This is a genomic window from Pseudactinotalea sp. Z1748, from assembly GCF_049725185.1.
Classification (GTDB): domain Bacteria; phylum Actinomycetota; class Actinomycetes; order Actinomycetales; family Beutenbergiaceae; genus CALKWS01.
Genome location: NZ_JBMPQB010000001.1, coordinates 790,891 through 802,816, shown reverse-complemented (window position 1 = coordinate 802,816; position 11,926 = coordinate 790,891). Strand labels below are relative to the sequence as shown.

Below are 11,926 nucleotides of genomic sequence, written 5' to 3'. Positions count from 1 at the left end.
GGGCCACTCAGTCGCGGCTGAGCACGACCTTGCCGAACGCCGCACCGGAGTCCAGGCGCGCGAACGCCGCGCGGATTCCCTCCTCCTCGAACCCGTGCACCGAATCCACCACCGGGCGCACCCCGGTCGCCTGCAGCATCGCGAGGAGGCCGTGCAGTTGCTCCAGGGTGCCCATGGTGGAGCCGACCACTCGCAGGCTACGGAAGAACACGCGGTTGAGGTCCGCCGGCGGCATCGCCCCGGACGTGGCTCCGGCGACGGCGACTACACCACCGGGACGCAGCGCACGGAGCGAGTGGGACCAGGTGGCCTCCCCGACGGTCTCGATCACCGCATCCACCGGTTCGATCCGCTCCCCGGCCGCTACCGCCTGGTGCGCACCGATCGCCAGGGCTGCCTCCCGACGCTCCTCGGAGCGGGAGGTGACCACGACGTGCGCGCCCATGGCCCGGGCGAGCACCGTCGCGGCGGTCGCCACCCCGCCGCCGGCCCCCTGGATCAGCACCCGCTGCCCGGGCCGTACGCCAGCGGCATCGACCAGGAGGCGGTAGGCGGTCAGATAGGCGGTGGGCAAGCAGGCCGCATCGGGGAAGGACATCTCGTCGGCGATGGCGACCACGTTCCGTGCGGGAACCCAGACCCGCTCGGCCAGCGTGCCCGGGTAGCGCTCGGAGAGCAGGCTGCGTCGCGGGTCCAGGGTCTCCTCCCCCACCCAGCCCGGGCTGGTCAGCACCGCGTGCACCAGCACCCGCCGCCCGTCGGGGTCGAATCCGGCCGCGTCGGTGCCCAGCACCATGGGAAGCCGGTCGGCGCTCAGACCCACACCGCGAAGACTCCACAGGTCATGGTGGTTCAGCGAGGCCGCACGGACCTGCACCGGCACCCAGTCGGCCTCGGGCGGATGAAGATCCAGCGGGCCGATGCCCAATCCGGTCAGCGGGCGGTCGGGATCCTGGCTCCGGACGTAGACACATCGCATCGGCACAGCCTAGTGGTGGCCCGGACCCATCGCCCGGGTTCGCGGAAGTGGCGGCCTACCCCGTGATTGTCACCCGACGGGCCCCGTGTGGGATGATGGGCGGTGGTCTCCGACCCCTACGTGACCGACGAACCGGAAGGTGCGCCCGATGAGCAAGCGCGGACGTAAGCGCAAGGCCCGCCGCAAGAACGCTGCCAACAGCGGCAAGCGTCCCAACAGCTGAGCCAGCGCAACACGCAACCAGTCAGATCAGCGCCGAGTGCGGATCCTTCGATCCCCTCGGCGCTGTTGCGTCTCCCGGCTTCGTGTCCGCACTCAGCGTGAGCTATTGCGCTGCACCGTGATCTGGGAGAGCACCCGCAACCGCAGCGAGGGCGGCGCCACCTCAGCGCAGGAGCGACGCAGCACCACCCGCAGGGACTGTTCGGATGCGAGGGCCTCCAGGCACTGGGCGCAGTCCTCGATATGGGTGCGCAGGCGTTCCAGTTCGCGCTCGTCCATCTCCGAGTCCAGGTACTCGGACAGATGCTCCAACGCCTCGGCGCAGTTGCACAACTGGGCTGCGCGGCGGATCTCTGAGTTCATACCTTCTCCACCTTGATCCCCAGGGACCGGGCATGGTCGGCCAGTAGGGTGCGCAACTGCGCGCGGCCTCGATGCAAGCGCGACATCACCGTACCGATCGGGGTGTCCATGATCTCGGCGATCTCCTTGTAGGCGAACCCCTCCACGTCGGCCAGGTACACCGCCAGGCGGCGATCCTCAGGGAGCGCAGTCAACGCCTCCTTCACCACGTCGTCACCCAGGGCGTCGATCGCCTCGGCCTCGGCCGAGCGCAACCCGGTGGAGGTGTGCGAGGCCGCGCGATGGATCTGCCAGTCCTCGACCTCCTCGGCATCGGACTGCTGCGGCTCACGCTGCTTCTTGCGATACGAATTGATGTAGGAGTTGGTCAGGATCCGGTACAGCCACGCCTTCAGGTTGGTGCCCGGGCGGTACTGCCCGAAGGCCGCATAGGCCTTGGAGAAGGCCTCCTGGACCAGGTCCTCGGCATCCTCGGGCTTGCGGGTCATCCGCAGCGCGGCGCCGTAGAGTTGGTCCAGGTAGGGCAGTGCTTCGTCCTGGAAGCGGCGGTCACGCTCTGCGACGGTCTCCTCCTCGGGCGCACGCCGGGGCGACCGCTCGTCCTGAGCGGCGCCGGTACCGGAGGGTTCACCGTGATCATTCATCACCTGCAAGCCTAGCCCTCCCCAGCCCCCGCGCAGCCCGGCGGGCACAGCCTGCTCACGGTCCCTCGTCATCACCTGCACATCATGGACAACCGTCTCCACCCGCCCGGCTATTCCCAACCCTCGCCGATACGGCCATCTCACCGAAAAGCTCGCGCTCGAGCCCATTCTGCGGTAGCAATGGACCTATGACTTCGCTGCGCAGACTGGCCCGCCCCTTGCTCGCCTCCGTGTTCATCGTGGACGGGTGGGACGCGATGCGGAATCCGGAACGGCACGCCGAGAAGCTCGAGCCGGTCGCCAAGCCGCTCAAAGCCGCCTCCGAGAAGGTCTCGGGATTGCCCGAGGACACGGTGACGCTGGCCAAGATCAGCGGTGCCATATCGGTGGGTGCCGGGGTGCTGCTGGCCACCGGCAAAGCGCCCCGCCTGGCCGCCGGGATCCTCGCTCTGGTCGCAGTCCCGCTCACCGTGCTGAACCGGCCCACGACCGGCACACCCGAGGAGCGCCGCGCCGCGCGCAGCACGCTGCTACGCAATCTGGGCCTGCTCGGCGGGTTGATCATCGCCGCCTCCGACCGGGAGGGTGAGCCGTCGCTGAGTTGGAAACGGCGCAACGCCAAGGAGCACCGCGCCGAACTCGCCGAGGTGAAGTCGGACATGCGCAGCCGGGTGAAGGCAGCCAAGGCCGCATGAGGCCCTCTCGATGACCACCGATCAGGTGTGGGCGGCTCCGCTTGCCACCCTGGGCCTCGACGCCACCGTCGTGATCCCCGGATCGAAGTCGCTGACCAACCGTTACCTGCCCCTGGCCGCCCTGGCTCAGGAGCCGACCACCATCACCGGTGCGCTGCGCTCCCGGGACGCGGACCTGATGATCGGGGCGCTGCGGTCGCTGGGCACCACGATCACCATCGACGAGCAGGACCCCACCTCGATCTCCATCACTCCTGGTCAATTGCAGGGCGGGGCCCGGATCGACTGCGGACTGGCCGGGACAGTGATGCGGTTCATCCCCCCGATCGCGGCGCTGGCCACCGGTGCGGTGCATCTGGACGGTGACGCCGCGGCCCGGTCGCGGCCGATGGGCCCGGTGCTGACCGCCCTGGCGGACCTGGGCGTGGCTCTCGGCGGCGAGCAGGACCCGCCGCAGTTCCTGCCGGTGACCGTGCACGGTGCCGGTGCGGTGGCGGGTGGACAGGTGCAGATCGATGCCGCCGCCTCCTCCCAGTTCGTCTCCGCCCTGCTCCTGGCGGCCCCACGGTTCACCTCCGGGCTCACCCTGCGCCACGTCGGATCGGTGCTGCCCAGCCAGCCGCACATCGACATGACGGTGGCCACGCTGCGGGAACGGGGGGTCGTGGTGGATGACACCACTGCGGGTCAGTGGCGGGTCGAACCGGGCCCGATCGCCGGTGGGCACGTCGCCGTCGAGCCGGACCTCTCCAACGCCGCACCGTTCCTGGCCGCCGCGCTGGTGGCCGGTGGGCAGGTGCGGATCCCGCACTGGCCTGCCCGCACCACCCAGCCGGGAGCTCTGCTGCCAGAGTTCCTGACCGCCTTCGGCGGCCAGGTGGACCTCGACGACGACGGCGTGCTCACCGCCCGCGGCGGCGGCACCCTGGCACCGGTGGACTTGGACCTGAGCCAGGCCGGGGAACTCACCCCGGCCCTGGCCGCACTGGCCGCCCTGGCACCTGGTCGTTCGAGGTTGCGCGGCATCGCCCACCTGCGCGGGCACGAAACCGACCGGTTGGCTGCGCTGGTCACCGAGATCACCCGGCTCGGGGGTCGGGCCGAGGAGACCGAGGACGGCGTGATCATCGACGGCGGCGACCTGCGCCCCGCGGTGCTGCGGACCTACCACGACCACCGGATGGCGATGTTCGCCGCCATCATCGGCCTGGCGGTGGACGGGGTGGGTGTGGTGGATATAGCCACGACCGCCAAGACCGTGCCCGGCTTCGCCACCATGTGGCACTCGATGCTCACCGGGGCATGAGGTCACCGCGCGAGTACTCCGAGGCGGACGTGCGGATCCGCCCGAACTCCCGTGGCAGCCGGCCGCGCAGCAAGAGGCGGCCGGACCACGCCGACGCGATCCCGGCGCTGGTGATCGGACTGGACCGTGGCCGGGCGCGGCTACTCACCGACGACGGCGTGGCAGTGGTGGCGATGATGGCCCGGGAACTGGGCCGGGCCGCCGTCGTGGTCGGGGACCGGGTGGATGTGGTCGGGGACACCTCCGGCGCCTCCGACACCCTGGCGCGGGTGGTGCGCGTGCACGAACGACGCACCGCGCTGCGCCGCTCCGCCGAGGACGTCGAGGGCGCCGAGCGGGTGCTCGTGGCCAATGCCGATCAACTGGTCATCGTCACCGCCCTGGCCGAGCCCGAACCACGCCCACGCATGGTGGACCGCTGCCTGGTCGCGGCCTTCGACGCCGGCATGGATGCCTTACTGTGCCTGACCAAGGCGGACCTGGCCGACCCCGAGGAGTTCCTGTCCGCCTATACCTCCCTGGGCGTCTCCGCGGTGGTGACCGCCGCACCCGGGGCGGCCACGCCGTCGGACATCACCGGCTTGGCGGAACTTCGCGCGGCCGTGACCGGTCGGATGTCGGTGATGGTCGGTCATTCCGGGGTGGGCAAGTCCACGCTGGTCAACGCCCTGGTCCCGCAGGCGGACCGGGCGGTGGGCAAGGTCAACGTGACCACCGGCCGCGGGCGGCACACCTCCACCTCGGCGGTGGCCCTGCCGCTCCCGCAGGGGGGCTGGATCATCGACACCCCGGGTGTGCGCTCCTTCGGTCTGGCGCACGTGGACCCCGACAGCCTGGTGCACGCCTTCGAGGACCTGGGTGCCGTCGCCCAGGACTGCCCGCGGGGGTGCACCCACACCGCGGACGCCCCGGACTGCGCACTGGATGACTGGGTGGACTCGGGGAGGGCCGGAGCGGTCGGAGAGGCCAGGCTGGCCTCGTTCCGCAGGCTGCTGGCCAGCCGCACTTCCTCCGATTGAGGCTGCCGGGTGCGGACGCCTCCGAACGCCTTCGCGAAGGCCAGCACCCGGCGCCGCATCTGCAGACAGGAGGCGCCTTCGGCCATCTCCGCCACGGTGCTCGGGGCTACCGGCCCCCGTGGGAGAGCGCACCGAGCACGTCGGCGTTCGTCTGGGAGATCACCGAAAGCGGGATCCCCTTGGGGCACACCGCTTCGCACTCCCCGATCTGGGTGCACCCGCCGAAACCCTCGTGGTCGTGCCGGGCGGTCATCGCCAGCGCCCGGGCGTGCCGTTCGGGCTGGCCCTGGGGGAGTTTGCCCAGGTGATCGATCTTCGCGCCCAGGAACAGCGAGGCCGATCCGTTCGGGCAGGCAGCCACACAGGCTCCGCAACCGATGCAGGCGGCGGCGTCGAAGGCGTCCTGGGCGTCGTCCCGGGGCACCGGCGTCGCGTGGGCGTCCGGGGCCGAGCCGGTGTTCACCGAGATGTAGCCGCCGGCCTGGATGATGCGGTCGAAGGCGGAGCGGTCCACCACGAGGTCGCGGACGACGGTGAACGGCTCGGCCCGGAAGGGCTCGACGTCGATGACGTCGCCGTCGTTGAAACTGCGCATGTGCAACTGGCAGGTGGTGACGAGTCGTTTGGGCCCGTGCGCCAGGCCGTTGATGACCAGTCCGCACGCACCGCAGATTCCCTCGCGGCAGTCGTCGTCGAACGCGATCGGGTCGTCGCCGGCCATGGTGAGACGCTCGTTGAGCATGTCGAGCATCTCCAGGAAGGACATGTCCGGGGAGATGCCCTCCACCTGGTAGGTGACCATCCGGCCGTTGTCGGTGGCGGTGCGCTGCCGCCATACGCGCAGAGTGATGTTCACTTGTAGCTCCGCTGCTTCATCTCGACGTACTCGTACTCCAGGTCTTCCTTGTGCAGGACGGGTTTGGCGTCCTCTCCGGTGTACTCCCAGGCTGCCACGTAGGCGAAGTTCTCGTCGTCGCGCAGCGCCTCGCCGTCCTCGGTCTGGTGTTCGGCGCGGAAGTGCCCACCGCAGGACTCCTCCCGGTGCAGGGCGTCGATGCACATGAGTTCGCCGAGTTCCAGGAAGTCGGCCACCCGGCCGGCCCGCTCCAGGGACTGGTTGAACTCCGCCGCGGAACCGGGCACCCTGACGTTGCGCCAGAACTCCTCGCGCAGCGAGCGGATCAGGCCGATCGCCTTCGTCAGGCCCTCCGCACTGCGCTCCATACCGCAGTACTCCCACATGATGTCGCCGAGTTCGCGGTGGAAGGAATCCACCGTGCGTTCACCGTTGATGCTCAGGAGTTTCTCGATCCGGTCGGTCACGGCCGCCTTGGTGGCCTGTGCCTCGGGGTGGTTCTCATCCACCGGCGGCAGCGGGTTGTCCGCGAGGTAATGCGCCAGCGTGGGTGGCAGCACGAAGTAGCCATCCCCCAACCCCTGCATCAGCGCGCTGGCACCGAGCCGGTTGGCGCCGTGGTCGGAGAAGTTGGCCTCCCCGGTCACGAACAGCCCCGGGATGGTGGACTGCAGGTCGTAATCCACCCATAACCCGCCCATGGTGTAGTGCACCGCGGGATAGATCCGCATCGGCATCTCGTACGGGTTCTCCCCGGTGATCTGCTCGTACATGTCGAACAAGTTGCCGTACTTGCCCTCCACCGCCTTGCGGCCCAATCGGGCGATCGCATCGGCGAAGTCCAGGTAGACCCCGCGCGCTACGCCGTCGACCTTGTGGCCCACCCCGCGGCCCTCATCGCACACGTTCTTGGCGGCCCGGGAAGCCACGTCGCGAGGCACCAGGTTGCCGAAGGCCGGGTAGCGACGCTCCAGGTAGTAGTCGCGCTCGTCCTCGGGGATATCCTGCGGGGCGCGTTCGTCACCTGGCTTCTTCGGAACCCAGATGCGCCCGTCGTTGCGCAGCGACTCGCTCATCAAGGTGAGTTTGGACTGGTTCGCCCCGGACACCGGGATGCAGGTGGGGTGGATCTGGGTGTAGCAGGGGTTGCCGAAGAAGGCGCCCTTGCGGTGCGCCTTCCAGGTGGCGGTGACGTTGGAGCCCATCGCGTTGGTGGACAGGAAGAACACGTTGCCGTACCCACCGCTGGCCAGCACCACCGCGTCGGCCATATGGGTCTGGATCTCGCCGGTGACCAGGTCCCGGGCCACGATGCCCCGGGCGTGGCCGTCGATCACGATCACATCGAGCATCTCGTGGCGGGAGAACATCTCCACCGTCCCGGCCCCGATCTGGCGTTCCATGGCCTGGTAGGCCCCCAGCAGCAACTGCTGGCCGGTCTGGCCGCGGGCGTAGAAGGTGCGCGAGACCTGCACCCCGCCGAAGGAGCGGTTGTCCAGCAACCCGCCGTACTCCCGGGCGAACGGAACGCCCTGGGCCACGCACTGGTCGATGATCTCCACGCTGACCTGGGACAGCCGGTAGACGTTGGACTCCCGGGCGCGGTAGTCCCCGCCCTTGACGGTGTCGAAGAACAACCGCTCGATGGAGTCCCCGTCGTTGCGGTAGTTCTTGGCCGCATTGATCCCGCCCTGGGCGGCGATGGAGTGGGCCCGGCGGGGGCTGTCCTGGTAGCAGAACGCCTGGACGTGGTAACCGGCCTCACCGAGGGTGGCCGCTGCTGCGGCGCCGGCCAGTCCGGTGCCCACCATGATCACCGAGAGTTTGCGGCGGTTGGCGGGGTTGACCAGTTTCGCCTCGAACCGGCGGGTGTCCCACCGCTCGTTGATCGGCCCAGCCGGAGCCTTGTCATCAGCGATCGGGGCGCCCGAGATGTAGAACTCAGTGTCGACGGGCTGGGTGATACTCACTACACGACTCCGAACAGGACGGCGAAGGGGGGAATGAGGAAGGCGAGGATCATCGCGACCGCGACCACCGTGGCGGCGAAGTTCAGGTTCGCACGCACCCGCGGCGATCGGTTCCAGCCGATGCTGGCGAAGGCCGCCCACAGCCCGTGGCGCAGGTGGAAGCCCAGGGCGATCAGGGCGATCGTGTAGGTGGCCACCACCCACCAGATCTCGAACCCGTTCACCGTTCGCTCGTACGGGCTTCCGGAAGCACCACCGGGGGCGATGTGGTTCGTGGTCAGGTGCAGGATGTGGTAGATCACGAACAACCCGATGACCACCCCTCCCCACCGCATCGTGAACGAGGCGTAGGACCGCTGGTGGCCGCGCCGGGCGTTGCTGCTCACGTACCGGGCGGCACCCTTGCCGGCGGTCGCGCCGCGGTTGCGCCGCCAGAGCGTCACCGCTGCGTAGATATGCGCTCCGATAGCGGCCAGCAGCACGATCCGCAGTATCCACAGCGCGCCGCTGTAGGGCAGTAGGGGCTGGCCGATCTCACGCAGGTAGGCCGAGTAGGCATCGAAGGCCTCCTGCCCGGAGAAGACCTTGAAGTTGCCGTAGGCATGAGCGATCAGGAATCCGACCAGGATCAGCCCGCTGACGGCCATGACAGATTTGAGCACGATGCTCGAGCGCCACGTCGGGATCGGTGGCCTGGTGTTCAATGTTGGGGTTGCCACCCCTTCACCGTACTCTCTTTGGCGACCGTCCCCTCACACTTCCTTCACCGGCAGCGGGTCGTGTCGCCGGGTGGTTCAGCCCTCGGGATCCTCCAGTGCGGCCTGGATCTGCTCGGGGCTCCAGGTCATCGGTGTCTGCAGCAACCATTCGTGACCGAAGGGGTCGCGCACCCGTCCGCCGCGCGCCCCGTAGGGCTGGTCGGCCACCGGGAAGACCACCTGGCCGCCGGCCGCCACCATCTGCTCGGCCAGACCGTCCGGATCGTCGGTGGTCACATCGAGCAGCACGCCCGGCCGGCCCAACGTCTGCGGGCTGGGGTCGTGCTCGTCGGCATCCTTGAGAAGAAGGGCGAGGCCGAACACCGCCAGTTCGGCGAACACCACGGAGTTCCCCATCGTGTACCGCTGCCGCACCGTGGCCCCGAGGGCCCGGGAGTAATAATCGATCGCGCTATCGGCCTCGTGGACGACGAGTTTGGGCGTGAGTGTGATGGGCATGCCTCCAGTGTGCCGCCCATGCTGGTCCCGGGCTTGGACATTTCAGCGGGATGGGTTCACTCCGTTCAGTGGATCCGGCCTTCGGCCATGAGCGATTCGAGTGCCGCTCGCGCTCCGTCCCGGTGCAAGGTGGCCAGCGCGGACCGGTATGCCGTGACGAACCGGGCCTCGTCGACGAGGTCACCGAACAGCGTCCGATCGCGCAGGAACGCAAGCTCATCCTGCCGCTGCCGGCCCGCTGCCGCCATCACCCGGTCCCGGCGCTGATCCACAACCTCGATCGGCCGGCCCTGCTCGTCGGTGCCTTCGGCGTACCGCGCCCACGCCGCGACGACGAGGGCCGAGCATGCCACGGATCTGCCGGTCTGCAGGTTCTTCACGACCACCGGCACCAACCACGCCGGAATCCGGTCCGAACTCTCCGCGCAGAGCCGCGCCAGGGTGTCGCGCACATGGGCGTTGGCGAACCGTCCGATGAGTTGGTGCTGATAGTCGCGCAGATCGACACCGGGTACGGGGGGCAGGGTCGGGGCAGCTTCCGCACGCATGTACCGAAGCAGGAAGGACCGGAACAACGGGTCCGCGGCGACCTCATGGGCGTACCGGTACCCGGCGAGGTAGCCCAGGTAGCACAGGGCCTGATGGCTGGCGTTGAGCAGGCGCAACTTCATCATCTCGTAAGGCACCACGTCATCCACCATCTGCACGCCGGCGTCCTGGAACGGCGGACGGCCGGTCGGGAAGTTGTCCTCCAGGACCCACTGGACGAACGGTTCGGCGACTACCGGCCACTCGTCGATGATGCCGAACCGGGTCGCCACCATGGTGCGGTCGGCAGCGGCGGTGGCGGGGGTGATCCGGTCCACCATGGAGTTGGGGAAGGAGACCTCGGCGTCGATCCAGCCGCCCAGATCCGGATCCTGCAGGCCGGCGAACGCCACCAGCATCGCTCGGGCCACGTCCCCGTTGCCCTGGATGTTGTCGCAGGAGACCACCGTGAACGGTGGTACTCCCGCGGCTCGGCGCCGCCGCAACGCCGCCAGCACGTAGCCGAACATCGACGACGGCACCTCGGGGTGGGCCAGATCGTGCTGCAGTTCGGGGGCGGCGGGATCGAGTTCGCCGGTCACCGGGTTGACGTGGTACCCGCCCTCGGTGACGGTCAGCGAGACTATCCGAACCGCGGGATCAGCCATCTGGTCCAGCACCGCCGCAGGATCCGCCGGTCCGTACAGGTACCGCGCGATCGAGCCGATGACTCTGGGTTCCAGTGTCCCGTCCGGGGGCTTGGTCACCAGCGTGTAGAGCCCGTCCTGCGCCTGGAGCACGTCGGCCATGTGCCGGTCCCCCGGTAGCAGCCCCACGCCGCAGATGGCCCAGTCCCGGGCCGCGCCGTCCTGCATGAGTCGATCCAGGTACATCGCCTGGTGGGCCCGGTGGAACCCGCCGACCCCGAAGTGCACGATCCCCACGCGCATCTGCGAGCGGTCGTAGGCCGGAGCCGGCACCCTCGCGGCAATGGCCTCCAGGGTGTCGCTGTTCAGCACAACCACTGCCGTCTCCTTCTCCTTGGCCAGGTTACGGTACGCCCGGCGCGCATCGGAAACCAAGTGACACCGGTACCTGCTGGTGCCTGTGCCGGTGCCCGCAGGGCACGGCTTCGCGTCGCAGGTGCGAGGCAGCCTTCGGCGCCGGGACTGCCGGTCAGCCGCCCGACGCTAGTACTCGTGCGTTGGTAATCGAGTACCCATGCCGTTGCGCACATCGCTCCGGTGTTTGCGGCGCCCCGCCCCGCCACCTGGGACTCCCGGGACCCGCCGGGCGCTACCGTGACCGGGTGAGCACCGATACCGCCCCGCAACGCCCCCGCTACGACGACGACCTGCGGCTGGCGCACGTGATCGCTGACCAGGTCGACGCCCAGACGATGGCCCGGTTCAAGGCCCTCGACCTGCACGTGGAGACCAAACCGGACACCACACCGGTCACCGATGCCGACCGCAGTGCCGAGGAGATCGTGCGCGGCCAGCTCAGCCGCACCCGGCCCCGAGACGCGGTCCTGGGCGAGGAGTTCGGCGCCACCGGGCACGGTTCGCGTCAGTGGGTGATCGACCCGATCGACGGAACCAAGAACTTCATCCGGGGCGTGCCGGTCTGGGCCACCCTGATCGCACTGGTCGACGACGGCGAACCGGTGCTCGGGCTGGTCTCGGCGCCGGCACTGCAACGTCGATGGTGGGCCGCGCTCGGGTCCGGTGCCTGGACGGGCCGCGCCCTCTCGGCGGCCAGCCGCTTGGAGGTCTCCGGGGTCCGCGATCTGGCCGATGCCTCCCTGTCCTACTCCAGTCTGGACGGATGGGACGAGATCGGGCTGCTCGATGCGTTCTTGGACCTGACCGAGGCGCTGTGGCGCACCCGCGCCTACGGAGACTTCTGGTCCTACATGATGGTCGCCGAGGGCGCGGTCGACATCGCGTGCGAACCCGAGTTGGCGCTGCATGACATGGCGGCTCTGGTGCCGATCGTGACCGAGGCGGGCGGCCGGTTCACTTCGCTGGCCGGGGCGGACGGTCCCTTCGGTGGGAACGCGCTGGCCACGAACACCCACCTGCACGACGCGGTGATGGGCTACCTGGCCCGGCCCGCACAGTAGGT

General features: G+C 69.3%; 13 protein-coding genes. 5 read left to right on the top strand and 8 right to left on the bottom strand.

All coding sequences use genetic code 11. From position 1 onward, the window contains the following. Positions 1-7: 7 nt before the first annotated feature. A complete protein-coding gene (locus ACO0LU_RS03795; protein WP_424790081.1) occupies positions 8-979 on the bottom strand; it encodes a zinc-binding dehydrogenase in 972 nt (323 codons plus the stop codon). Between the two features lie 148 nt (positions 980-1,127). Here ACO0LU_RS03795 and ACO0LU_RS03790 point away from each other — a divergent pair, with 148 nt between their 5' ends. Next, entirely contained in the window at positions 1,128-1,202 is a 75-nt protein-coding gene (locus ACO0LU_RS03790) for a 50S ribosomal protein bL37 (protein WP_424788671.1), read from the top strand. A gap of 92 nt (positions 1,203-1,294) precedes the next feature. Here ACO0LU_RS03790 and rsrA read toward each other — a convergent pair whose 3' ends face one another. Together rsrA and ACO0LU_RS03780 are read right to left on the bottom strand one after the other, a co-directional pair. Beyond that, on the bottom strand, positions 1,295-1,564 hold the full coding sequence (rsrA, locus tag ACO0LU_RS03785) for a mycothiol system anti-sigma-R factor (RefSeq protein ID WP_424790080.1): 270 nt from the start codon (positions 1,562-1,564) through the stop codon (positions 1,295-1,297). After that, positions 1,561-2,280 carry a sigma-70 family RNA polymerase sigma factor gene (locus ACO0LU_RS03780; RefSeq protein WP_424790079.1) on the bottom strand — a complete coding sequence of 240 codons (720 nt, stop codon included), beginning with the start codon at positions 2,278-2,280 and terminating at the stop codon, positions 1,561-1,563. The genes rsrA and ACO0LU_RS03780 overlap by 4 nt, the downstream gene beginning before the upstream one ends. A 116-nt stretch (positions 2,281-2,396) precedes the next feature. Between ACO0LU_RS03780 and ACO0LU_RS03775 the strand changes: the two genes are divergently transcribed. Genes ACO0LU_RS03775 through rsgA form a run of 3 tightly spaced genes read left to right on the top strand, consistent with a single transcriptional unit; the run spans position 2,397 to position 5,228 of the window. After that, entirely contained in the window at positions 2,397-2,903 is a 507-nt protein-coding gene (locus ACO0LU_RS03775) for a DoxX family protein (protein ID WP_424790078.1), read from the top strand. 10 nt (positions 2,904-2,913) lie between these two features. Continuing rightward, the gene (gene aroA / locus ACO0LU_RS03770; RefSeq protein ID WP_424790077.1) at positions 2,914-4,209 is read left to right on the top strand and encodes a 3-phosphoshikimate 1-carboxyvinyltransferase; all 1,296 of its coding nucleotides are present in this window, start codon (positions 2,914-2,916) and stop codon (positions 4,207-4,209) included. After that, complete coding sequence (rsgA, locus tag ACO0LU_RS03765) at positions 4,206-5,228, top strand: ribosome small subunit-dependent GTPase A (RefSeq protein WP_424790076.1); 1,023 nt, start codon at positions 4,206-4,208, stop codon at positions 5,226-5,228. The genes aroA and rsgA overlap by 4 nt, the downstream gene beginning before the upstream one ends. Positions 5,229-5,334: 106 nt before the next feature. On the opposite strand, the gene ACO0LU_RS03760 is transcribed toward rsgA, so the two are convergent. The 5 genes from ACO0LU_RS03760 to ACO0LU_RS03740 form a co-directional block, all read right to left on the bottom strand. After that, positions 5,335-6,084 (bottom strand): succinate dehydrogenase/fumarate reductase iron-sulfur subunit, encoded by a 750-nt coding sequence (locus ACO0LU_RS03760; RefSeq protein WP_424790075.1) that lies wholly within the window; start codon positions 6,082-6,084, stop codon positions 5,335-5,337. Continuing rightward, positions 6,081-8,054, bottom strand: a complete 1,974-nt coding sequence (locus ACO0LU_RS03755; RefSeq protein ID WP_424790074.1) for a fumarate reductase/succinate dehydrogenase flavoprotein subunit — start codon at positions 8,052-8,054, stop codon at positions 6,081-6,083. Before ACO0LU_RS03755 ends, ACO0LU_RS03760 begins: the two co-directional genes overlap by 4 nt. Next, positions 8,054-8,773 (bottom strand): succinate dehydrogenase cytochrome b subunit, encoded by a 720-nt coding sequence (locus tag ACO0LU_RS03750; protein WP_424790073.1) that lies wholly within the window; start codon positions 8,771-8,773, stop codon positions 8,054-8,056. Before ACO0LU_RS03750 ends, ACO0LU_RS03755 begins: the two co-directional genes overlap by 1 nt. A 75-nt stretch (positions 8,774-8,848) precedes the next feature. Further along, positions 8,849-9,271 (bottom strand): VOC family protein, encoded by a 423-nt coding sequence (locus ACO0LU_RS03745; RefSeq protein WP_424790072.1) that lies wholly within the window; start codon positions 9,269-9,271, stop codon positions 8,849-8,851. A gap of 65 nt (positions 9,272-9,336) precedes the next feature. Continuing rightward, positions 9,337-10,824, bottom strand: coding sequence for a mannitol dehydrogenase family protein (locus ACO0LU_RS03740; RefSeq protein ID WP_424790071.1), 1,488 nt, complete (start codon positions 10,822-10,824; stop codon positions 9,337-9,339). 284 nt (positions 10,825-11,108) lie between these two features. Between ACO0LU_RS03740 and hisN the strand changes: the two genes are divergently transcribed. Then, positions 11,109-11,924: a histidinol-phosphatase gene (hisN, locus tag ACO0LU_RS03735; RefSeq protein WP_424790070.1), complete on the top strand. Its 816-nt coding sequence runs from the start codon at positions 11,109-11,111 to the stop codon at positions 11,922-11,924. Positions 11,925-11,926 lie beyond the last annotated feature (2 nt).